General features: G+C 69.9%; 19 protein-coding genes. 10 read left to right on the forward strand and 9 right to left on the reverse strand.

Annotated features, from left to right (window positions below; all coding sequences use genetic code 11):
• Nucleotides 1-3: 3 nt before the first annotated feature.
• From DIE02_RS10585 to DIE02_RS10610, 6 genes are all read left to right on the forward strand, one after another.
• Complete coding sequence (locus tag DIE02_RS10585) at nucleotides 4-1,425, forward strand: coniferyl aldehyde dehydrogenase (RefSeq protein WP_124487676.1); 1,422 nt, start codon at nucleotides 4-6, stop codon at nucleotides 1,423-1,425.
• A gap of 26 nt (nucleotides 1,426-1,451) precedes the next feature.
• Nucleotides 1,452-3,179 carry a GMC family oxidoreductase gene (locus DIE02_RS10590; protein ID WP_124487677.1) on the forward strand — a complete coding sequence of 576 codons (1,728 nt, stop codon included), beginning with the start codon at nucleotides 1,452-1,454 and terminating at the stop codon, nucleotides 3,177-3,179.
• On the forward strand, nucleotides 3,166-5,643 hold the full coding sequence (locus tag DIE02_RS10595) for an alpha/beta hydrolase fold domain-containing protein (RefSeq protein ID WP_124487678.1): 2,478 nt from the start codon (nucleotides 3,166-3,168) through the stop codon (nucleotides 5,641-5,643). The genes DIE02_RS10590 and DIE02_RS10595 overlap by 14 nt, the downstream gene beginning before the upstream one ends.
• A 187-nt stretch (nucleotides 5,644-5,830) precedes the next feature.
• Nucleotides 5,831-6,385, forward strand: a complete 555-nt coding sequence (locus DIE02_RS10600) for a protein tyrosine phosphatase (protein WP_124487679.1) — start codon at nucleotides 5,831-5,833, stop codon at nucleotides 6,383-6,385.
• Nucleotides 6,386-6,743: 358 nt separating this feature from the next.
• Nucleotides 6,744-7,076: a type II toxin-antitoxin system RelE/ParE family toxin gene (locus DIE02_RS10605; protein WP_044845370.1), complete on the forward strand. Its 333-nt coding sequence runs from the start codon at nucleotides 6,744-6,746 to the stop codon at nucleotides 7,074-7,076.
• Nucleotides 7,073-7,402, forward strand: coding sequence for an addiction module antidote protein (locus tag DIE02_RS10610; RefSeq protein ID WP_044845371.1), 330 nt, complete (start codon nucleotides 7,073-7,075; stop codon nucleotides 7,400-7,402). Before DIE02_RS10605 ends, DIE02_RS10610 begins: the two co-directional genes overlap by 4 nt.
• A 15-nt stretch (nucleotides 7,403-7,417) precedes the next feature.
• Here DIE02_RS10610 and DIE02_RS10615 read toward each other — a convergent pair whose 3' ends face one another.
• Together DIE02_RS10615 and DIE02_RS10620 are read right to left on the reverse strand one after the other, a co-directional pair.
• Nucleotides 7,418-9,436 (reverse strand): VTT domain-containing protein, encoded by a 2,019-nt coding sequence (locus DIE02_RS10615; RefSeq protein WP_124487680.1) that lies wholly within the window; start codon nucleotides 9,434-9,436, stop codon nucleotides 7,418-7,420.
• Nucleotides 9,437-9,538: 102 nt separating this feature from the next.
• Complete coding sequence (locus DIE02_RS10620; protein ID WP_044845373.1) at nucleotides 9,539-9,991, reverse strand: hypothetical protein; 453 nt, start codon at nucleotides 9,989-9,991, stop codon at nucleotides 9,539-9,541.
• A 307-nt stretch (nucleotides 9,992-10,298) separates the two neighbouring features.
• Between DIE02_RS10620 and DIE02_RS10630 the strand changes: the two genes are divergently transcribed.
• The gene (locus tag DIE02_RS10630) at nucleotides 10,299-10,946 is read left to right on the forward strand and encodes a response regulator transcription factor (RefSeq protein WP_124487681.1); all 648 of its coding nucleotides are present in this window, start codon (nucleotides 10,299-10,301) and stop codon (nucleotides 10,944-10,946) included.
• Nucleotides 10,943-12,754, forward strand: a complete 1,812-nt coding sequence (locus DIE02_RS10635; protein ID WP_185702618.1) for a sensor histidine kinase — start codon at nucleotides 10,943-10,945, stop codon at nucleotides 12,752-12,754. The genes DIE02_RS10630 and DIE02_RS10635 overlap by 4 nt, the downstream gene beginning before the upstream one ends.
• Nucleotides 12,755-12,971: 217 nt before the next feature.
• Here DIE02_RS10635 and DIE02_RS10640 read toward each other — a convergent pair whose 3' ends face one another.
• From DIE02_RS10640 to DIE02_RS10650, 3 genes are all read right to left on the reverse strand, one after another.
• Nucleotides 12,972-13,247 carry a YlcI/YnfO family protein gene (locus DIE02_RS10640; protein WP_124487682.1) on the reverse strand — a complete coding sequence of 92 codons (276 nt, stop codon included), beginning with the start codon at nucleotides 13,245-13,247 and terminating at the stop codon, nucleotides 12,972-12,974.
• A 98-nt stretch (nucleotides 13,248-13,345) separates the two neighbouring features.
• Nucleotides 13,346-14,656, reverse strand: coding sequence for an MFS transporter (locus tag DIE02_RS10645; protein ID WP_124528948.1), 1,311 nt, complete (start codon nucleotides 14,654-14,656; stop codon nucleotides 13,346-13,348).
• A gap of 116 nt (nucleotides 14,657-14,772) precedes the next feature.
• A complete protein-coding gene (locus tag DIE02_RS10650; protein WP_124487684.1) occupies nucleotides 14,773-15,798 on the reverse strand; it encodes an ABC transporter substrate-binding protein in 1,026 nt (341 codons plus the stop codon).
• 236 nt (nucleotides 15,799-16,034) lie between these two features.
• Here DIE02_RS10650 and DIE02_RS10655 point away from each other — a divergent pair, with 236 nt between their 5' ends.
• Together DIE02_RS10655 and DIE02_RS10660 are read left to right on the forward strand one after the other, a co-directional pair.
• On the forward strand, nucleotides 16,035-16,700 hold the full coding sequence (locus DIE02_RS10655; RefSeq protein WP_124487685.1) for a response regulator transcription factor: 666 nt from the start codon (nucleotides 16,035-16,037) through the stop codon (nucleotides 16,698-16,700).
• Nucleotides 16,687-18,108 (forward strand): sensor histidine kinase, encoded by a 1,422-nt coding sequence (locus tag DIE02_RS10660; protein WP_124487686.1) that lies wholly within the window; start codon nucleotides 16,687-16,689, stop codon nucleotides 18,106-18,108. The genes DIE02_RS10655 and DIE02_RS10660 overlap by 14 nt, the downstream gene beginning before the upstream one ends.
• 30 nt (nucleotides 18,109-18,138) lie before the next feature.
• On the opposite strand, the gene DIE02_RS10665 is transcribed toward DIE02_RS10660, so the two are convergent.
• Genes DIE02_RS10665 through DIE02_RS10680 form a run of 4 tightly spaced genes read right to left on the reverse strand, consistent with a single transcriptional unit; the run spans nucleotide 18,139 to nucleotide 22,814 of the window.
• Nucleotides 18,139-18,903, reverse strand: a complete 765-nt coding sequence (locus DIE02_RS10665; RefSeq protein WP_044845379.1) for an ABC transporter ATP-binding protein — start codon at nucleotides 18,901-18,903, stop codon at nucleotides 18,139-18,141.
• On the reverse strand, nucleotides 18,900-19,757 hold the full coding sequence (locus DIE02_RS10670; protein ID WP_044845380.1) for an ABC transporter ATP-binding protein: 858 nt from the start codon (nucleotides 19,755-19,757) through the stop codon (nucleotides 18,900-18,902). Before DIE02_RS10670 ends, DIE02_RS10665 begins: the two co-directional genes overlap by 4 nt.
• 11 nt (nucleotides 19,758-19,768) lie before the next feature.
• Nucleotides 19,769-21,580, reverse strand: a complete 1,812-nt coding sequence (locus DIE02_RS10675; RefSeq protein ID WP_124487687.1) for an ABC transporter permease — start codon at nucleotides 21,578-21,580, stop codon at nucleotides 19,769-19,771.
• A gap of 40 nt (nucleotides 21,581-21,620) precedes the next feature.
• Entirely contained in the window at nucleotides 21,621-22,814 is a 1,194-nt protein-coding gene (locus tag DIE02_RS10680) for an ABC transporter substrate-binding protein (protein WP_044845382.1), read from the reverse strand.
• Nucleotides 22,815-23,048: the final 234 nt, after the last annotated feature.

Raw genomic sequence — 23,048 nt, forward strand, 5'->3', positions numbered from 1 at the left:
ACCATGCGACCGAGTCGCCCACCCGACCTCGCCGCCCGCTTCGAACACCAGCGCGAGGCATGTGCCCGCGATCCCGCCCCGCCGCTCGCGATCCGCCTGTCGCGGCTCGATCGCCTGTGCGCGCTGCTCGATACGCACGAAGCCGCGCTCGTGCGTGCGATCGACGCCGATTTCGGCGGACGCTCCGCGCACGAAACGCGGCTCGCCGAACTATTCGTGGTTCGAAGCGGCCTGCGCCATGCACGCGCGCATCTGCGGCACTGGATGCGCGAACGCCGCGTGCCGACCGCCGCGCACTTCCGGCCCGGCTACAACCGGATCGCGCCGCAACCGCGCGGCGTCGTCGGCGTGATGGCCCCGTGGAACTATCCGCTGCAACTCGCGATCGGGCCCGCGGTTGCGGCGCTCGCTGCCGGCAACCGCGTGCTGGTCAAGCCGTCGGAACTGACACCGCAGCTGTCGGCGCTGCTCGAGACGCTCGTCGCCGACGCGTTCGATGCCGACGAGCTGCGGGTCGTCACCGGCGACGTCGACACGGCGAAGGCGTTCGCGCGCTTGCCGTTCGATCATCTGTTCTTCACCGGCTCGACCGCGGTCGGCCGCGACGTCGCGCAAGCTGCGGCCGCGAACCTCACGCCCGTCACGCTCGAGCTCGGCGGCAAGTCGCCGGCGATCCTCGATCCGTCGTGCGACGTCGCACACGCGGCCGGGCGCATCGCGTTCGGCAAGCTGCTCAATGCCGGCCAGACCTGCATCGCGCCCGACTATCTGCTGGTGCCGGCGGGCACCGCACCGATCGTTGCCGCGCGCCTGTCGGACGCGATCGCGCGCCGCTACCCGACCCTCCTCGCCAACCCCGACTACACGGCGATCATCGGCGCGCGCCACCGCGACCGTCTGGCGGCCCTGGTCGACGATGCGCGCGCAGGCGACGCACGCGTGCTCGAAGTCAATCCGGCCGGCGAACGCTTCCCCGCCGGCTCGCGCAAGTTCGCGCCGACGCTCGTGCTCGGCGCGCGCGACACGATGCGCGTAATGCGCGAGGAGATCTTCGGCCCCGTGCTGCCGATCGTCGAATACGCGGATCTCGACGAAGCGATCGAGCGCGTGAACCGCGGGCCGCGCCCGCTCGCGCTGTACTGGTTCGGCCGCGACGCCGCGCGCCGCGATCGCGTGCTGCGCGAAACGGTGTCGGGTGGCGTCACGGTAAACGACTGCCTGTGGCATCTCGCACAGGAACACCAGCCGTTCGGCGGCGTCGGCCCGAGCGGCATCGGTGCGTATCACGGCAAATGGGGCTTCGACACGTTCAGCCATCACAAGCCCGTGTTCCACCAGGCGCGTCGCAGCGGCACCGCACTGTTCCACCCGCCGTACGGCAAAACCTTCGACCTGCTGCTGCGCGTGCTCACGCGCATCGCTTGACCCATCGACCATCGGGAGACGATTTCATGAGCAAGACTTTCGACTACATCGTCGTCGGCGGCGGATCGGGCGGCTGCGTCGTCGCGGGGCGCCTCACCGAGGACCCGGCCGTCACCGTCTGCGTGCTCGAGGCCGGTGGCCGCGGCGACAACGCGCTCGTCAACGTGCCGACCGGCGCGGTCGCGATGCTGCCGACCCGCATGAACAACTGGGCATTCGACACGGTGCCGCAGCCGGGGCTCGGCGGGCGCATTGGCTATCAGCCGCGCGGCAAGGCGCTCGGTGGCTCGTCCGCGATCAACGCGATGGTCTACGTTCGCGGCCATCGCGTCGATTACGACGGCTGGGCCGCGCTCGGCAACGAAGGCTGGTCCTACGACGACGTGCTGCCTTACTTCCGCCTGAGCGAGCACAACGAGCGCTTCGACGACGCCTTTCACGGCCGCGACGGCCCGCTGTGGGTCAGCGACCTGCGCACCGGCAACCCGTTCCATGCGCGCTACCTGGAAGCGGCGCGACAGGCCGGCCTGCCGCTCACCGACGACTTCAACGGCGCGCGGCAGGAAGGCGTCGGCCTCTATCAGGTCACGCAGAAGCACGGCGAGCGGTGGAGCGCGGCGCGCGCGTACCTACTGCCGCACGTCGGCCGCCGCGACAACCTGACGGTCGAGACACACGCGCAGGTGCTGCGCATCCTGTTCGACGGCACGCGCGCGACGGGGGTCGAGGTGCGGCAGCGCGGCGAGGTTCGCACGCTGCGCGCACGGCGCGAAGTCGTACTCGCGGCCGGCGCGTTGCAGACGCCGCAGTTGCTGATGCTGTCGGGCGTCGGTCCGGCCCGCGAACTGCAGGGGCTCGGCATCCCGGTGCGGGCCGACCTGCCCGGCGTCGGCCGCAACCTGCAGGATCATCCGGACTTCATCCTCGGCTACCGCGCGCGCAGCGTCGACACGATGGGCGTGTCCGCGCGCGGCGGGCTGCGCATGCTGCGCGAGTTCGCGCACTTTCGCCGCGAGCGGCGCGGGATGCTGACGTCGAATTTCGCGGAAGGCGGCGGCTTCCTCAAGACGCGAGCCGACCTCGATGCACCCGACATCCAGCTGCACTTCGTCGTCGCGCTCGTCGACGATCATGCGCGCCGGCTGCACGCCGGCCACGGACTGTCGTGCCACGTGTGCCTGCTGCGGCCGCGCAGCCGCGGCTCGGTCACGCTGCACAGCGCCGATCCGCTCGCCGCGCCGCGCATCGACCCCGCGTTCTTCGACGATCCGCGCGATCTCGACGACATGGTCGCCGGCTTCCGCATCACGCGCCGGCTGATGGAGGCGCCGGCACTCGCCGAATGGATCACGCGCGACCTGTTCACCGCGAACGTGACGACCGACGACGAGATCCGCGACGTGCTGCGCCGGCGCACCGACACCGTGTATCACCCGGTCGGCACGTGCCGGATGGGGCGCGACGCGTTCGCGGTCGTCGATCCGCAATTGCGCGTGCATGGCGTAGCGGGGCTGCGCATCGTCGATGCGTCGATCATGCCGACGCTGATCGGCGGCAATACCAACGCGCCGACGATCATGATCGCCGAGAAGGCCATCGACCTGATCCGCGGCGTGCGGCGTGTGCCGCTACACGCCGCGGCCGACACCGAACGCGAACCGGCCGCCGTGCCGGTACATCGTGACACTGTTCCCGCGTCGTGCGCGCCGCACGATGCGATCCTGCCCGAGGAAAACCGCCATGTCGTCGCCTGAAGCATCCCGTCCCGCCGCACCGGCCGCGCCGCTGTCGGCGATCATCATCGGCGCCGGCTTCGCCGGCATCGGCATGGCCGTCGCGCTGCAGCGCGCCGGCATTCACGACTTCGTGATCGTCGAGCGCTCGCACGACGTCGGCGGCGTGTGGCGCGACAACCGCTACCCGGGCGCCGCGTGCGACGTGCCGTCGCATCTGTACTCGTTCTCGTTCGAGCCCAACCCGGACTGGTCGCGCGTGTTCGCGCCGCAGCCTGAAATCCATGCGTACCTGCAGCATTGCGCGCGCAAGTACGGCCTCGCACGCTACCTGCGCTTCGGCGCGAACGTCGAACGCGCGCAGTATGACGAGGCCCGTGCGCTGTGGCACGTCACGCTCGCCGACGGCACGACGCTCAGCGCTGCCGTGCTCGTCAGCGGCACCGGCCAGTTGAGCCGCCCCGCGATGCCGGACCTGCCCGGCATCGACACGTTTCGCGGCCGCGCCTTCCACTCCGCGCACTGGGATCACGACTATCCGCTCGCGGGCAAGCGCGTGGCGGTGGTCGGCACCGGCGCGTCGGCGATCCAGTTCGTGCCCGCGATCGCCGGCGACGTCGAGCGCCTCGTCGTGTTCCAGCGCTCGCCGGCCTACGTGATGCCGCGTCCCGACCGCGCCTATCGTCCGTGGGAGCGGGCGCTGTTCCGCCGGCTGCCGTGGGCGATGAAGCTGCATCGCGCGTCGATCTACGTGCGCTACGAGTCGCGTGCGATTGCGTTCACGCGGCTGCACGGGCTGATGGACATCGCGGTCGGCCGGCCGTTCCGCAAGCTGCTCGCGCGCGACGTGCGCGACCCGGCGTTGCGCGAACGGCTCACGCCCGACTATCCGATCGGCTGCAAGCGGATCCTGCTGTCGAGCGACTACCTCGCCGCGATCGGCCGCGACAACGTCGCGCTCGTCACGCAGCGCATCCGGCGCGTGACCGAGACCGGCATCGAGACCGACGACGGCGTGCACCATCCGGTCGACGCGATCGTCTACGGCACCGGTTTCGCGGCGACCGCGTTCCTGTCGCCGATGCGCATCACCGGCCGCGACGGGCTCGACCTGAACGACGCCTGGCGGCGCGGCGCGCAGGCGTATCTCGGGCTCACCGTGCCGGGCTTCCCCAACTTCTTCATGCTGTATGGCCCGAACACCAACCTCGGCCACAACTCGATCGTCTACATGCTCGAAAGCCAGATCGCGCACGTGATGCGCTGCGTGCGCGCGATGCGGCGCGACGGCGCGTGCGCGATCGACGTCGATCCGCGCCGCTACCGGCGCTACAACACGCATGTGCAACAGCGGCTCGAAGGCTCAGTGTGGAGCGGCTGCAAGAGCTGGTACGTCGACGCGTCGGGCCACAACAGTACGAACTGGCCCGGCTTCACGCTGACCTATCGATGGATCACGCGCTTCACGGGGCTGTCCGCGTATCGCTTCACGCAGCCGTTGCCCGGCACGGCGACACCCACATCAACCCCGACGACGACGCACGGTGCCGTCGTCGCGCCGCCCGCCGGCCGCGTGGAAGCACTCGCCGCGGCGTCGCTGCGCGGCTTTCTGCGCGTCGCGTTCCGGCCGCTGATCGGGCCGCCGTTCGGCGCGCGCATGCAGCGCCGCGTCGTCGCGCTGCTGTCGCCGCTGATGCCGGGCGCAGGCGACACGCTGCGCTACCGGACGTCCGCCGCCGGCGTGCCGGTCGAAGTGATCGCGCCGAAGCGCGGCGAGGCGGGCGGCGCGATCCTCTATCTGCACGGCGGCGCGTTCTGTCTCGGCGGCCCGCATACGCATCGCGGCGTGACGACGCGGCTCGCGACCGAAGCCGGCCTGCCGGTGTGGGTGCCCGACTACCGGCTCGCGCCCGAGCACCCGAGCCCGGCGGCGCTCGACGACGCGCTGGCCGCATACGATGCACTGCGCACGCAAGGCTACGCGCCGCACCGGATCGTGATTGCCGGCGATTCGGCCGGCGGCGCGCTCGCGCTGGCGCTCGCCATCGCGCTGCGCGAGCGCGGCGAACCCGCCGCGGCCGCGCTGCTGCTGATCTCGCCCGTGACCGACCCGACGCTCGGCGGCGACACGCTCGCATCGCGCCGCCACGACGATCCGATGATCCGTCGCGGCTGGCTCGAACAAGGGCTGCGCTGGTATCACGGCGCGGGCTCGGCTGCAGCGCCCGGCCCGCTCGACACCGACCTGCGTGGACTGCCGCCGATGCTGGTGCAGGCTGGCGACCAGGAAGTGCTGCTGTCGGACGCGCAGCGACTCGCGTCGCATGCGCTCGCCTGCGGCGTGCCGTGCCGGCTGGAGATTCATGCCGCGCGCTGGCATGTGTTTCATCTGCAGGCGTTCTATCTGCGCTCGGGGCGGGACGCGTTGCGGACGCTGGCGGGATTTGCCGCGCGGCGGGTGGCGGCGACGGCGGTCGCGACGTGACGATCCGGTGATGCCGGCGATCGAGGCTGCGGAGCGCGACTGCCTCGATCGACCCGCTTGCAACAATGCGACACCCTCTTGCCAAAACCGGCCGTTTATTTTTTTCCGGCATGCGCGGCCGGCATGATCTCCGCCAGCCTCGGCGTCGTGCCGCGGCGACGACCACCCCACCCTGGCGGAGACACCAATGAAAAAAGGCCCCATCCTCAAGACGCTTGCGCTGCTCTGTTGCCTGGGCGTCCAGTGCGCGACGTCGGCATTCGCGGAGGAACCGAAGAAGGTCGCGTTCGTCGATACGGGCAATACCGGACGCAGCGTGATGGCCGAAGCGATCGCCGGACAACTGATCGCGCAACGGCACGCGCATATCGCCGTGATCTCGCGCGCGGTCGACGAGGATCCGTATGACGAAAAGCCCGAGGAAAACGGTGTGATCCTGATGAAGCGGCGCGGAATCGACACGTCCGCGCATCGTTCGGTGCAACTGAATGCGAACGACGTCAAGCACTCCGACGTGATCCTGACGATGACCGACAAGCACAAGGAGAAGGTGCTCACGCTCTATCCGTCTGCCGCCGGCAAGGTCTTCACGCTTGCCGAATACGCGACCGGCGTGCACAAGGACGTACCCGACGCGTGGGGCAAGCCGATCGACTTCTACGAATCGGTGACCGCGCAGCTCGACACGTTCATCCCGGCCGCGCTCGACAAGGTCGCGACGGCCGCGCCGGCGAAGCAGTAACGCAGGGCCGGACTCGCCGGGTCGACCGTCGCGTCACGCGGCGGCACCGGCGGTCCGATCGTTTGAGCAGTCCCTCCCCCGCACGGCGCGTTTCCCGTACGCGCCGACGAGATCAGCCGTTCGGCCGAATCGTCATCCGACGCCCCGAATCAAAGAATGATTTTCATTCGGGCAACCGGTCTCGCCGCCCGACACCCCGAGCCACGAAGGCACTGCAGGCATTCCCGCGCAGCGTCTTCGCGTCGTGCTTCGTCTCGATTCGGCAGTCGGCCCGCGTGCGTTTCACGTCATCCGCCTCATCAGGCCAACAACGCAATCACGCCGATATCCATGCCCTTCATGTAACTTATAAGCTACAATGCTCTCCAAGTTCGAACTGCTTCGCTATCAGCGCGCCGACGGTCGCGAGCCTTTCACCGAATGGTTGAACGCCGTGCGCGACAAGGTCGCCCAGGCGCGGATTCGCGAGCGGCTGCGTCGCGTGCAGACCGGAAATTTCGGCGATTGCGAGCCCGTCGGTGAAGGTGTGATCGAACTGCGCATCCACGTCGGTGCCGGCTATCGCGTGTACTTCGGCCGGTACGGCAGTGCGCTGGTGCTGCTGTTGTACGGCGGCGACAAGCACAGCCAGTCCGACGACATCAGGCATGCGAAGGAACACTGGCTGGACTGGAAACGGAGGCAAGCATGAACAAGCTCAAAGGCGCGGTATCGCACCACGACGCGGAAGTCGCCGAACTCGGTGCCGACCGCGAGCTCGCGGTGGCCTATTTGCGCGTCGCGATGGAATCGCTCGACGACCCCGACAACCGCGCGGCCGCGCTGCTCGCGCTGCGCACGGTCGCGGAAGCGTATGGCGGGCTCGGCGCGGTCGCGGCCGACGCCGGCATCAGCCGCGAATCGCTGTATCGCACGCTGTCGCCCAACGGCAACCCGACGCTGAAAACCCTGCTCGCGGTGCTCAAGACGGTCGGCCTGCGCCTGTCCGTCGTCCCCGCGCAACCGTCGCACGCATAACGCGGCGCACGCGCTTCAAGGCTGCACCATCCACACGAGCAGCACCGCGGCCGGCGCCCCACTCGTCCCCGCCGGCGGCCGCGCGAGCGTCGGCTCGACCTGCAGCGCCTGCGCGATCGTCGCCGCATCGTCGATCGTCGTCGTGCGCACGACCGTCATCAGCCGTGCGGGCCGATGCAGCGTCTCGCGATACAGCGCGCCGTACCACAGCGGCCGCGTGCCGAGCGCATCCTGCAGCGCGTACGGATAACGCCACAGCCGCAGCACGAGGCGGCTGTCCGGACGGGCCGGATCGACACGCACGAACACGCGGCGCGTACTCTCGCCGTGCGTATAGCGCGGCAGCACGGGCAGCGCATCGGCCGGCCCCTGCGGCAGCAGCCAACGCAGCGCGGCGGCGGCCGACCACGGCGTCGCGCGCTGCCAGCCGGCCAGCGAAAGATGGCGATCGAGCGTGTCCGACGTCGCGCACCATTGCAACGGCAGATATTCCTCGCGATCGCCGCCGATCTCGGTGCGTCGCGTCGGCACGCGCGGCCACCCGCCGCGCATCCATTGATCGACGGTCATCGCGACGACGTCGCCCACGTGCGGACGCGCGGCGCGTTCGAGCTGCCATTGCGCGGGCACGGTCCAGACGCCGGTCGTCGCGAGCACGACGAGCACCGCGACGAGCGCGCCCCGCGGCTGCACATGCTCGCGCACCTGCCAGTACGCATAGGCGCCCGCCAGCACCGCGAACCACGCGAGCCCGAGGCTCCAGCCGCCGAGCAGACCCGACAACCACGTATCGCCGACGTACAGCCGCGCGAAGCCGCCGAGCACGATCCACAACACGACCGCGGTCACGACCGGAATGCGCCACAGCGCCGGCCGGTCGCGCGTGACCACCCAGCCGATGCCGCTGCTCGCGAGCATCGCGAACGCCGCGTCGGAGTCGGGCAGCGGCACGTGCGGCGCGCCGGGCGGCAGGCTCGCGGGCGTCATGCCGGGCAGGCCGGTGCCGAACGCCGGCACGAGCACGACCGCGATGCCGACTGTCGCGAGCCACCACGCGGACGTCACCCAGCAGCGATGGATCATCAGCCAGACCAGGAACGCGGCCGCGACGATCAGCCCCGTATCGTGTCCGTGCAGCACCGCGAGCGCGCGCATTGCGGCATCCACCGGCGGCGTGCGCAGGTCCTGCAGGAACGCATACACCGTGATGTCGGCGTGCATCAGCGGATCGTTCGCGACGACGTCCTGCACGATGCCGGCAAACAGCCACACGCAGCCGACGAACAGCAGCGCGAACACGGGCACCACGCCCGGCAGGCGGCGCCCCTTCTCGATCGCGTCGTGCAGCCAGCCGCCGACGCGCGGCCAGCGGCGCGCGCATGCATGCACGGCCGCGCCGGCCGCGCGGCGCAGCAACGGCCAGCCGCGCCGCAGCGCGACGCGCACGCCGATCCACACGAGCGCGACCAGCGCGGCGATCACCAGCAGGATCGCGGCGACCCGCACGCTGATCGCGGCGGCCAGCACCGCCGACGCGCCGAACAGGATGCCCGGCACGATGTGCACGGGCGCCCAGATCAGCGCCGACACGACATTGACCGGGTAGAACGACCGGCGCGGCAGCGTCGCGCAGCCGACCACGACCGGCACGACCGCGCGCACCGGCGCCAGGAAACGCGCGAGCACGATGCTCTTCGTCCCGTGGCGCAGCACGAACTGCTCGCCGCGCGCATAGGCATCCGCATAGCCCAGCCGGACCCACCCGTTTCGAATCGCGCCGCGGTAGCGGCGTCCGAGCTCGTAGCTGATCCCGTCGCCGAGGATCGCGCCGGCGGCCGCGACGCCGATCGCCGTCCAGCCGTCGAGCGCGCCCGCGCCGATCAGCGTGCCGGCCGCGAACATCACGGCACCGGCCGGCACGACCGTGCCGATCAGCGCGATCGCCTCGGCACAGGCGGCGGCGAACACGATCGCCAGCACGAGCGCCGGATGCGCGCCGATCGCACCGAGCCATGCGTGGATGGTGTCGCTCATCGCAGGCCGCGCGGCGTGGCCGCGCGGCGCGTCTGCACCGGGCCGGCGGTGGCGTGGGGAAGGTTCATCGGCGTGTGTGCGCGGTCGCGCCGGCGGGCGGCGTCAGTCGAACTCGTGCTGGCGCGCGTCGGCCTCGAGCGGCGCGTCGTGGTAGCCGACGGTCGCGATCTCGTGCAGATAGCGCGCGAGAAACGCGCCGATCGACCCGGCTTCCTCGTACTGATGCACATGGCGGAATTCGTGCGTGAGCAGGCGTCGCGTGTCGTGGCCGCGCAGCACGAACACCGCATGGCCGAGCGTGAGGCCGATCGTCCCCGGCGACAACAGGCCGGTGTCGCGCGCGATCGCGCCCAGCGCCGGCGTGTCCGGGAACGGCAGCCGGTCGGCGACCACGACGCGGATCCGCTCCGGCCGGGCGACGCCGACGGTGCGCGCGTCGTCGGCCTGCGCGGGCGTCAGCGGCACGCCCTGCGCGAGCCCGTGGGCCGCCTGCGCGTCAGCCCACGCGACGGCGTCGGGCAACGCAGACGGCAGGATGTCGGCGAGATCGATCATCGTGGCGGCTCCTCGGGTCGGGACGGTGCAATCGGGCACCAGTTTATCTCTGAATCAGGGCGGTCCGCGACGCATGCCGCCCGCACGGCGGCGACCATTCCTCGGGAATACCCGCCCCATCTGGCCCTATCGCCTGTACCATTTCACGCCGATTATTTCGCTTCAAGACAGATTCGACACTCTCGTATCTCAAAAATTTCCCGCAGGTGCACCATTTTTGGTTTCGGCGGAATATATTGGTCAGAAGAACGGCCGCGGCGGCTACCGGCGGAGCAGCCCGCGGCATCATCCCGAAGAGGACCGCTAGATGATCAGGGTAATGCTGGCTGACGATCACGCAGTCATGCGGGACGGACTGCGTCACATCCTGGAAACGGCCGGCGGTTTCGAAATCGTCGGCGAGGCGAGCGACGGCGCGGCCACGCTCGCGCTGGCCGAGCGTCGCGCCGCCGACGTGCTGCTGCTCGACCTGTCGATGCCCGCGCCGACCGGTATCGAGCTGATCCGGCTGGTCAGGACGCATGCGCCGTCGCTGCGCATGCTGGTGCTGACGATGCATGCGGAGGCGCAGTACGCGGCGCGCACGTTCAAGGCCGGCGCAACCGGCTACCTGACGAAGGACAGCGCGACCGCCGAACTCGTCGAGGCCGTCATCAAGGTCGCGGCGGGCGGCGTGTACGTGAGCCGGTCGGCAGCCGAGAGCCTCGCGCGCACGCTGCGCACGCCGGCCGACATGCTGCCGCACGAGCGGCTGTCCGCGCGCGAACTCGACGTGATGCGCCGCATCGTCGCGGGCCAGACGGTCACGCGGATCGCGGCGGAACTCACGCTGAGCGCGAAGACGGTCAGCACCTACAAGACCCGCATCCTCGAGAAGATGGAGCTGCCGCACGAAGCCGCGCTGGTGCGCTACGCGATGCGCCACGATCTCGACCTCGGCGTCGACGACGCATGATGCCCGCGTTCCGCGTCCGCTCCGCCGCCCCCGACGACGACGACGCGTCGGATCCGTCGCGCCTGTTCATGTCGTCGCTGCCGCCCGACCGGCGCGAGCGGCGGCTCGCGATCGCGACGGTGATCGTGTCGGCCGTGATCTTCGCCGCCCTCGCGCCGTTCGCGGGCGTGCCGCTCGCGCGCGTGTTGGGCTTCATTCCCGTGTACCAGTCGGCGATCGTGATCAACGACATGGTGACGGCCGGCCTGCTGCTCGGCCAGTACGCGATCCTGCGCGAGAAATCGCTGCTCGCGCTCGCGGGCGGCTACCTGTTCACGGGCTTCATGGCCGGCACGCACATGCTGACCTTTCCTGGACTGTTCTCGCCGACGGGCCTGCTCGGCGCGGGCGAACAGACCACCGCGTGGCTCTATCTGTTCTGGCACGGCGGCTTTCCGCTGACGGTCGCCGCGTACGTGCTGCTGCGCGCGGCGGCGCGCGCGCGACCGCCGTCGCTCGAGCAGCGTCGCGCGGCGATTCCGATCCTGCTTTGCATCGCGTCGGCCGCGGGCGCGACCGTCGCGCTCGCGCTGCTCGCGACCGCCGGCCACGACCTGCTGCCGCGCATCATGCAGGGCAACCGGATGGCGTCGACGATGACGCACGCGATCACGATCGTCTGGGCACTGAACCTCGCCGCGCTCGTGTTGATGTGGCGGCTGCGGCGTCGTCATTCGGTGCTCGATCTGTGGGTGATGATCGTGCTCGTCGCCTGGCTGTTCGACATCGCGCTGTCGGCGATGCTGAACCACGGTCGCTTCGACCTGGGCTTCTACGCCGGGCGGACCTACGGCCTCGTCGCATCGTGCGTCGTGCTGTTCGCGCTGCTGTTCGAGAACGGCCGGCTGCATGCGCAGACGGTGCGCGCGCTGGCCGGCGCGCGCTATCAGCACCTGCTCGTCGTGCAGAAGAGCGCGCAGCTCAACGAGGCGAACGAACGGCTCGAGCAGCGCGTCGCGGCGCGCACCGCGCAGTTGAGCGCGTCGAACCGCGACCTGCGGCGCGAAGTCGAGGAGCGCGTGCGCGCGGAGCGGGCGCTGCAGGCGTCGCGCGAGGAGCTGCGCGAGATCGCGGCGATCAGCGCGACCGCACGCGAGGCCGAACAGCGCCGCATCGCGCGCGAACTGCACGACGAACTCGCGCAGACGCTCGCGGCGCTGAAGAACGATCTCGAATGGCTGCTCGACCGCGTGCCGCAGGACGACGCGCCGCTGGCGCGCAAGATCGCGGCGATGCATGCGCTCGCGCGCGGCGCGGTGACGGCCACGCGGCGCATCGCGTCCGACCTGCGTCCGCTGATGCTCGACGACCTCGGGTTCGCGGCCGCGATGCAATGGCTCGTGGAGGATTTCCAGCGCCGTCACGGCATCGCGTGCGCGCTGCACGTCGAGCCGGGCGAATTGCTGCTCGACGAACCGTATGCGACGGCCGTGTTCCGTATCGCGCAGGAAGCGCTCGCGAACGTCGCGCGGCACGCGGCCGCGTCGAGCGCGACCGTGGCGCTCGTCTACCGTGACGAGACGATCGCGCTGACGATTCGCGACGACGGTGCGGGCTTCGATCCCGGTGCGCCGCGCAAGTCGGGATCGTTCGGGCTGGTCGGCCTGCGCGAGCGCGCGTATCTCGTCGGCGGCACGCTGCGGATCGATACGACGCTCGGCGAAGGAACGACGGTGGAAGTGGATATTCCGGTGGCGTCGGCGCATGTGGCGATCGCGCATGACGGACGGGGGACGTCACGGACGGAAGAGGTAAGGGCGAAGCAGTAGCGGCGCTGTGCTGCCATGGGGGTCAGTGGTAGTCCTCTTCCCGCTGATGCCGAACGGTGAGGATCGTGACTTGTTCGACCGTGCCCGTCGATCGCCACCACTCGTCTAATCAGTTGCCAACGCTACACGTGCGGCTTTCAGCATCGTCACAGGTCAGGTCTGGACTTCTGCGGCATCGACGTATTCACCGACCATGCCCGTCGCTCACCCCGCTCGTCTAACCGGTTGTCGTCGCTGCACGCGCGGCATTCAGCATCGTCCCAAGGCTGGCCTGGACTTCTGCGGCATCGACGTATTCACCGGTACGCCGCGCCTCATCGGCCGACGCAAGGCCGCGCGCGACAAACTCGCGCTGCGTTCGTCGGCGTGCGACGGCAGCGCGCAGCGTCGATTCGACGAACGCGGACAGCGTCTCGTTTTCCTCCAACACGCTTTCCGCTGCCTCGAGCAACTTGCGATCGACTCGAAGCACGGACATCGCCGTCGTTTTCATTTCGCTCTCCATGCATGCGGAACGCATGCACGGTAGCACATCGGCCCGATCGGCAGCAGGGACTGCGCGATACCGCAGCCCCCGGCCGCCGCCGCCCATCACACCCGCGCCGCCACCATCCCCCGCTCCGAGCGCGTCCACGCGACGAGCGCGCCGATCCCGAGCAGCGCGAGGCACACGATCGGCACGATCATCGGCCCGAACGCCGTGCCCGTCACCTTGCCCGCGAACGGCATCAGGTTCTGGCTGAAGAAGCCGCCGAGGTTGCCGATCGAGTTGATCGCCGCGACGCTCGCCGCCGCACGCGCGCCGGTGAAGTAGCGCGGCGGCATCGACCAGAAGCACGGATACAGCAGCGGGATGCACGCCCCGCCCAGCACGAGCGCGACGAAGCGCAGCGGCGTCGACGGCAGCACGAGGCTCAGCAGGAAGCCGAGCGCGCCGAGCGCCGCGACGATCGCGATCGTGCGCAGGATGCTCTTCGCGCGACGCAGCTTCGACGGCAGCCACACCAGCAGCACCACCGCGAGCGCCCACGGCAGCATGCTCAGCAAACCGTTCGTACTGCTCGACACACCGAACGATTTCACGAGCGTCGGCAGCCAGTACGTGACGCCGTACAGCGACGTCGACATCAGCATGTAGGTCGCCGCGAACAGCATCACGCGCGGATCGAGCAGCGCCTTCCACGGCTGCGCATGCTCGGCCTGCGCCGGCTTCTCGCGCTCCAGCGCGGCCGCGACGATCTGCTTCTCGCGTTCGTCGAGGAACGGCGCCTCGAGGAACGACGCCGGCAGCACGCGGAACACGACGATCGCGACGATCACGGCCGGGATGCCCGTCGCCACGAACACCCACTGCCAGCCCGCGAGCCCCCACACGCCGTTCAGGCTCAGCAGCACGCCGCCGACCAGCGAGCCGAGCATGTTCGCGAGCGCGCTGCCGAGCGTGAAGATGCCGAGCACCTTCGCGCGATAGCTCTGCGGGAACCACAGCGTCAGGTAATAGATCACGCCCGGATAGAAGCCGGCCTCGGCGATCCCGAGCAGGAAGCGCAGCGAACAGAACGCGGGCATCGACGTCGTGAAGCCCATCAGCACGGTGATGAGGCCCCACGTCAGCATGATCCGCGCGAGCCACACGCGTGCGCCGTAGCGATGCAGCGCGAGCGTGCTCGGCACCTCGAACAGCAGGTAGCCGATGAAGAACAGCGACGACGCGAGACCGAACGCGGCCTCGGTCATCCCGAGGCTGTGCACCATCTGCAGTTTCGCGAAGCCGACGTTCTGCCGGTCGATGAACGCGATCAGGAACATCACGACGAGGATGGGCATCAGGCGCCGCGCCATCTTCGACATGATGCGCTGCTCTTCGGCGGACGCGGGGTCCAGGGTTTCGGTGGCATTCACTGCGGGCTCCTCCGTGAAGCGGTTGCTTGTCGGTTGAATCGGCGCCGCGCGCGATCAATGCGCGGGCGCGGTGGGGTTCGATGAAATCGGGATCCGGAAACGGATGGCCGCCGTCGTCAGCCGGTCCGGTAGTCGTCGAGCATCGGCGCGAACATCTCGTGCCACGCGCGCGGCTTCGCCTTGATCGTGCCGGCGAGATACAGGAATTCGACGTAGTCCATCAGCTGATTCGGCCGCACCGAGAAACGCGTGTCAGGCGCGGCGAGCATCTGCATCACGTCGTCGTGCGACACGGCGACGCCCGACGACGCCGCATACAGCGCGGCCGCCGCGCGCGGGTCCTGCGCGATCAGGCGGTTCGCTTCGTCGAGCGCGCCGAGAAACGCCGCGGCCAGCGCGGGCTCCGTATCGACGAGCCGCTTCGGCGCGAACACGACGTCGAGCGTCAGCGGGCCGAGCACGTCGACCGAATTCACGACGCGATGAATGCCCGGCTGCCGCAATTCGAGGGTCGAGAACGGCGGCGACGTGAAGTGTGCGGTGACGCCGTTCTCGCGGCGGATCAGCGCCTGCATCGCCTGCGGATGCGGCAGGTTCACGGTGATCGAGTCGAGCTGCGCGAAATGCCGCGCGCCGAGTTGCCGGCTCGCGACCATCTGCAGCACGACCGCCGACAGCGACGTGCGGATGCCCGGCACCGCGATCCGGTCGGACGGCGTGAAGTCGCGCAGCGACGTCAGGCCCGGACGGTTTGCATTGAGCGACAGCGAGGTCGTGGACAATCCGCTGATGCCGATCACCTCGACGTTCGGAATCCCGCGCGCCCGCGCCCACAGCTCGATGAAGCCCGGCGCGCCGGCACCCGCGAAATCGAGCGTGCCGGCCATCATCGCGTCGTTGACGGAATTGCCGCCGTCGAGCAGCACCCAGTCGACCGCGACGTCGCGCAGGCCGTGCCGCGCCGCATGCCGCTCGAACAGGCGCTGCTTCTCCATCACGAGCAGCGGCAGGTACAACACGCCATAGCCTTTCGAGATCCGCACCGTGCGCGGCTTCGCGCGCACCGGCGACGGTGCCCCGAGCGCGCCCAGCATGCCGAGGCCGGCGGCGAGCAACGCGCGGCGGCGCGGCGACGTCTTCATGCGCATGCCTCCATGCGGCGCGCGACCAGCGGCAACGTGGCAGCCGGCGTCAGGCTACGCCGTGCATCCGGCCGCGCCTTCGTCGTGCCCGTGACATGCTGCATGTTGCCGTCTCCTCTGGTATTAATGCCGTCGTCGCTTGCTCCGGCTGAACACAGGTTATCGAGCGAGTCTGAGAAAATACTGACATCCCGCCCCCGGGAAAACCCCTAACCCCTCACCCTGCAAACGGCACCATGCGCATTCTCGTCGTGGAGGACGATGCCGAAATCGGCGCGGCGATCCGCAGCCGCCTCGCGCGGCTCGGCCATGCCGTCGATCTCGAAACCGACGGCTCGACCGCGAACGGCCTGCTGCGCGTCGAGCGCTTCGACCTCGTCGTGCTCGATGCGAACCTGCCCGGCCTCGACGGCTTCGCGGTGCTGCGCAACCTGCGCGCGTCGGGCAGCACGACGCCGGTGCTGCTCGTCACCGCGCGCTCGGCGATCGATGACCGCGTGAGCGGCCTCGGCCTCGGCGCCGACGACTATCTCGTGAAGCCGTTCGACTACCGCGAGCTCGATGCGCGCGTGCAGGCGCTGCTGCGCCGCAACAGCGGCCATGCGAACGACGTGCTGACGCTCGGCGGCCTCGTGATCGACCGCAGCAGCCGGCTTGCCGAACTCGACGGCCAGCCGCTGTCGCTGTCGCGCCAGGAATTCGCGCTGCTGGAGATCCTCGCGAGCCGTCCGCACCGGATCTTCTCGAAGGACGAACTGCTGAACCAGCTGTTCAGCTTCGGCAACGAGCCGACCGCGAACGCGGTCGAGCAATACGTGACGCGCGTGCGCAGGAAGCTGCAGGGCAGCTCGGTCGAGATCCGCACCGCGCGCGGGATGGGGTATCAGATTGCCGCGCACTGACTGGTTCCCGAAGACGCTGTTCGGGCGCACGCTGCTGTTCATCGCGCTCGTCGTCGCGACCGGTGCGCTCGCGCTGGCCGCGATCGCGCGCTACTACGCGGGCGTCGCGGCCGAGCGCGCGTACGACCAGCTGCTCGCCGGCGCGTCGATCCAGGTCGCGGAGAACCTGTACGTGCAAGGCGGCGTACTCGCGCTGAACCCGCCCGTCGCCGCGCTGTCGACGCTGTCGCGCTACGACCTCGTCTACTACAAGGTGGTCGATTCGCGCGGCGTCGTCGTGGCCGGCTACAACGATCTCGCGAGCCCCGCGACGCTCGCGGCCGCGAAACAGGGCCCGTCGTTCGCGAACGCCGTCTACCAGGGTCACCGGATCCGCACCGCGACCATCGCGCGCTACATGCCGGAGGAAAGCACGCCGGGCTGGGCGCTCGTGACGGTTGCGCAGACAACCAATGCGCGGCAACAGCTGACGAACGACATGAGCATCAAGGTGTGGACGCTGATCCTGCTGATGAGCGTGCTCGCGATCGGCGCGAGCGGCCTCGCGATCCGGCGCGGGCTGCGCCCGCTCGCGCAGATCGGCGCGATCATCGCCGCGCGCGACCCGGCCGACCTGCGGCCGGTGGCCGTCGACACGCCGAGCGAGATCGACGCGATCATCGGGTCGATCAACGGGCTGATGCGGCGGCTCGCCGAGCGGATCAACGCGATGCAGCGCTTCATCGCCGACGCCGCGCACCAGATGCGCACGCCGCTCGCGCGGCTCGACGCGCAGATCGAACTGCTCGACGGCGAAGCCGATCCCGCGCGTCATGCGGCGCGGCTCGATGCGTTGCGCGCGACCTGCTCGGATGTCGGGCGGCTCACCGGGCAGTTGCTCAATCATGCGATGGTGATTCATCGCACCGAGGTGGTGCCGCTGCAGCCCGTCGATCTCGTCGCGCTCGCGAAGGACGTGCTCGGCCGCACGATTCCGCTCGCGGACGCGCGCGACGTGGCCGTCGCGTTCGCGAGCGACGCGCCGCATGCGTGGATCGACGGCGATGCAATCAGTCTGCAGGAGGCATTGTCGAACGTGCTGCACAACGCGCTGCTGCACGGGCATGCGGACGATATCGTCGTGTCGGTCGCCACCGCGGGCAACGCGGATCGGTCGGTGACGCTGACCGTCACCGACAACGGGCGCGGCATTCCGCGCGAGCATTGGGACGCGGCATTGCAGCCGTTCGTGCGGATCGCGCCGGACGGCAGCGAACGCCGCACCGGGTCGGGGCTCGGGCTCGCGATCGTGCAGGAAGTGATGAAGGCGCACGGCGGGCGCGTCGGGTTCGCGTTTCCCGATGCGGGCGGGTTCGCGGTGGTGCTGACGTTTCCGCGGCCGGCAACGGCGCACGCCGGTCACGCATGAATCGGCGGGATGCGGCGCCCCTTCCGTCGACTACGCCGCCACCGCCTCCCCGCCGAGATACGCATCGCGCACGCGTTCGTCGTCGAGCAGCGTTTTCGCGGGCCCTTCGAGCACGACGCGCCCCGTCTGCAGCACGTATCCGTAATGCGCGATCTCCAGCGCGAGGCTCGCGTTCTGCTCGACCATGAACACCGTCACGCCCTGCCGGTTGATCGTGTCGATCAGTTCCAGCACCTTGTCGACGTAGAGCGGCGACAACCCCATCGTCGGCTCGTCCATGCAGATCAGCTTCGGCCGCGCCATCAGCGCGCGCGCCATCGCGAGCATCTGCTGCTCGCCGCCCGACAGCGTGCCCGCGCGCTGCGCGAGCCGCTCGCGCACGCGCGGAAACAGTTCGAGCACGCGCGCGTAGTCGTCGGCCACCGCCGTACGATCGCCGCGCGTATAGGCGCCCATCAGCAGGTTCTCGCGCACGCTCATGTCGCCGAACAGCCGCCGCGCCTCGGGCACGGCCGCGATCCCGCGCCGCACGCGCTGCGGCGTCGCGAGCGCGGTCACGTCGTCGCCGTCGAAACGCACGACGCCGCGACGCGGCCGCATCAGCCCGAGAATCAGCTTCATCGTCGTGGACTTGCCGCTCGCGTTGCCGCCGAGCAGGCTGACGATCTGCCCGCGACCGACTTCGACGTTCACGTCGAAATGCACCTGCACCGGGCCGTAGAACGTGTCGAGGTGTTCGAGTTTCAGCAGTGCGTCGGTCATGGTCGTGTCGGGTCCGGAAGAAGGTGCGCTCATGCGGCCGCCTGCACGGTGCGCTCGGCCGTCGTGCCGCCTGCATGGCGGCGACCGAGATAAGCCTCGATCACGCGCGGATCGTGCCGCACGTCGCGTGGCGCGCCTTCGGCGATCTTCACGCCGTTGTCGAGCACCATCACGCGGTCGGACACGCGCATCACGAGTTCGAGCTTGTGCTCGATTAGCAGGATCGTCAGGCCGCGCGTCTTCAGCGACTGGATCAGTTGCAGCATCTCGGCGGTCTCGGTCTCGTTCATCCCGGCGGTCGGCTCGTCGAGCAGCAGCAGGCGCGGATGCAGCGCGAGCGCGCGGCCGATCTCCACGCGCCGCCGGTTCGCATACGACAGGCTGTGCGCCGGATGATCGATGCGCGGCGTGAGCCGCTCGCCGAACCCGGCGATGATGTCGCGCGCCTCGTCGCGCAGCGCCGCTTCCTCGCGCCGCACCGACGCGGGCCGCACGAGCGCGCGCCACACCTCGGCCGCCGCGCCGAGCGCCGGCCAGCCCGGCCGCGCCGCGCGCAACCGCGCGTGCGCGCCGATCAGCACGTTGTCGAGCACGCTCAGGTTGCCGAACACGCGGCCGTGCTGGAACGTGCGCGCGATGCCGAGCGCCGCGAGCCGTTCCGGCGGCGTGCCGGTGATGTCGCGGCCGTCGAACGTCACGCGGCCGGCATCGGGGCGGTCCGCGCCCGCGATCAGGTTGAACAGCGTCGACTTGCCCGCGCCGTTCGGGCCGATCACGCTCAGCAGCTCGCCGTCGGCGAGCGTCAGGCTTGCCGCGTCGAGCGCGGTCACGCCGTCGAAGCGGCGCGTCAAACCCCGTACGTCGAGCAAGGGTCGAGTGGTGGTCATCGCATTCCTCCTCACACCGTGCCGAGCAGGCCCTGCGGCCGGAACCGGACGAGCAGCAGCAGCACGAGGCCGTAGATCAGCATCCGGTAGTCGGCCGCCCAGCGGAACAGCTCGGGCAGCCCGATCAGCGCGATCGCGCCGACGACGCCGCCGAGCACGTTGCCGAGCCCGCCGAGGATCACCATCGTCAGCGCGAGGATCGACACCTGCGAATCGAAGGTCTGGTGATTGATGTAGCTGTACAGGTGCGCGGCGATGCCGCCGCTCACGCCGGCCGCGACGCCGCCGACCGCGAACGCGATCGCCTTGTAGCGGTTCGGCGCGATGCCGTGCGCGCGCGCGGCGACGTCGTCCTCGCGCACCGCGCGCAGCGTGCGGCCGAGATGCGAGCGCAGCAGCCGCAACTGCACGAGCGCGAACGCGACGAGCACCGCGAGCGTGAACCAGTACGCGGCGCGCGCGGTCGTCGCCCACGGCAGCGGCGCGATGCCGGTGATGCCGAGCGGGCCGCGCGTGAGACCGTCCCAGTTCAGGATCACGAGGCTCACCACTTCGCCGATCCCGAGTGTCGCGATCGATACGTAGTGCCCGCGCAGCCGGAACGCCGGATAGACGAGCAGCGTGCCGAGCACGGCGGTGATCGCGCCCGCGCACGGAATCGTCACGGCCGGCGACCAGCCGAGATCCGACGACAGCAGCGCCGACGCATACGCGCCGATCACGAGCAGCGCGGCGTGGCCGAGCGAGATCTGCCCGACCGTGCCCGCGACGAGCGTGAGGCTCAGCGCGAGCAGCCCGTACAGCCACGCGTTGGTCAGCGTCTGCAGCACATAAGGTGATGCACCGAGCCACGGCAGCACGGCCGCCGCCACGATCAGCACGACGAGCACCGGGCGCGGCACGCGCACGGCTTGCGCGGCCGCGAGGAAGGTGCCCGTCATCGGCTCCGGCGGCAGCGCGCGCTTCCCGCTGAACAGGCCGTTCGGCCGCCACACGAGGAACACGATCAGCAGCCCGAACGCGAACAGGTCGCGATAGCTGGTGCCGAACAGCGCGACGCCATAGCTTTCGACGAGGCCGAGCAGCAGGCTGCCGCCGATCGCGCCGGGCACGTTGCCGAGCCCGCCGATCAGCAGCGCGACCACGCCCTTCAGCGTCGCCTGGAAGCCCATCGCCGGATCGATGCTGTTGTAGTACATGCCGACCAGCAGCCCGCTGACACCGCCGAGCGCGCACGCGATCGCGAACACCGTCTGGTTCACGCGATCGACGTCCACGCCCATCTGCAGCGCCGCGTCGCGATCCTGCGCGGTCGCGCGCACGGCCCAGCCGAGCCGCGTGAAGCGCAGGAAGCCGTACAGCAGCGCGGCCGCCGCGAGGCCGATGCCGGCGATCAGCAGGTCGAGCGCGCCGAGCGTCGCGCCGGCGATGCGCAGGTGCCAGTCGGGCAGCGGCGTCGGCACCGCACGCGGGTCCGCGCCGAACGCGAGCTGCGCGAGCTGGTCGAGGATGAAGCTGATGCCGATCGTCGCGAGCAGCGGCGCGATGCGCGCGGCGTGACGCAACGGCCGCAGCCCGATCCGCTCGATCGCGATGCCGAGCGCGCCGCAGCCGACGACGACCGCCGCGAGCGCGGCCGGCAGCGGCAACCCGAAGCGCGTCAGGCACAGCCAGCCGATGAAGGCGCCGACCATGTAGACCGAGCCGTGCGCGAAGTTGATCAGGTGCGACACGCCGAAGATCAGCGCGAGCCCCACCGCGAGCAGCGCGTAGATGTTGCCGACGATGAGGCCGTTGAGCGTGTAGTCGAGCCAGGAAGCCATCACGATGCGTCCGTCATTTGCATGCGGTTCCGGGTCGGGGTCAGCGCGCCGCGAGCTGCGGCTTCGCGCCGTCCCACAGCGCCCACTGCCCCTGCTTCACGACGAGATACACGGTGCGTGCGCCCGCGACGCGGCGCGTCTGCGGATCGAAGCGCACCTTGCCGAAGATCACGCTCGGTACGTCGCTCACTTTCTCGAAGCCGTCGTGCGCGGCCTGGCGCGTCACGCCGTAGCGGCGCAGCACCTCGGCCGACAGGATCAGCGCATCGTATGCACGCGCGACGAACGAATCGGGATCGGCATGGAATTTCGCGCGATAGCGCTGCACGAACGCCTGCACCTCCGGTCGCGGTTCGGCCGGGAAGAAGTTCGATTCCGTATAGACGCCTTCGACGGCCGTGCCGCCGAGTTCGAGGAACTTCGGCGAATACACGGAGCCGACTGCCGCGATCGGCAGCGTGAGCCCCGACGTGCGCGCCTGCCGCACGATCTGCGCGCCGTCCGCGTAGTAGGAAATCAGCACGATGGAATCGGGCTTCGACGCACCGATCCGCACGAGCGTCGAGCGGAAATCCTTCTCCGCCGGCTGGTAGCCTTCGGCCGCGACGACCTGCGCGCCGAGCCCCGTCACCGCCTTCGCGAAGATGTCCTTGCTGGTGCGGCCCCAGTCGGTGTTCAGGTACAGCACCGCGATCCGCTTGAAGCCGAGCTCCTTCACCGCGTAGCGCGCGAGCAGCGGCTGCTCCTCGGCCTGGCTCAGCGCGGTGCTCCACAGGTAGTCGCCGCCCTTCGTGAAATCCGGATGGGAGTTCGTGAAGCCGAACTGGATCAGCTGCCCGCGCTGGTAGATCGGCGACGCGGCCATCGACGTCGCGCTGGAAAAGTCGCCGAGCTCGATCACGATGCGCGGGTCCGCGACGAATTTCTGCGCGATCGCCACCGCCTGGCGCGGATCGCTGCGGCTGTCCTGGAAGTCGACCGCGAGCGGCCGGCCGTGGATGCCGCCGCCGCCGTTGATCTCGTCGAGCGCGAGATCGAAGCCGCGCTTCCATTGTTCGCCGTATTGCGCGTCCTGCCCGGTGAGCGGCCCGCTCACGCCGATCACCACCGGCTCGCCGGACACGCCCGCCGCGAGCGCGCCGCCCGTCGACAAGCCCCATGCGGCAGCCAGTGCCGCCACCGTGCCCAGCACGCGCCGCCATGCGCCGCGTGCGTCGTTCCCCGAAACGTTCATGCGTCCCCCCAGCTTCAGTCAGTCGAAAAGAGTGAGGGCATGTAACCATCCGGTTCAGGGCGTTCCAACGAAGTTTTGCGCATATCGATATCGTGCGCGGCGCGAAGCGCAACATCACTGCCACGGTCTCCTGCACGGCGCGCCTCGCGCGACGCATCGGCATGCGCTGCAGCGCATTGATTCGATTGACGTTTGCCGTCGTGCAGCGCTGCCGGCCGACGCGCGTGCATGCAC

It is taken from the genome of Burkholderia sp. Bp8991 (assembly GCF_003853795.1).
Classification (GTDB): Bacteria; Pseudomonadota; Gammaproteobacteria; order Burkholderiales; family Burkholderiaceae; genus Burkholderia.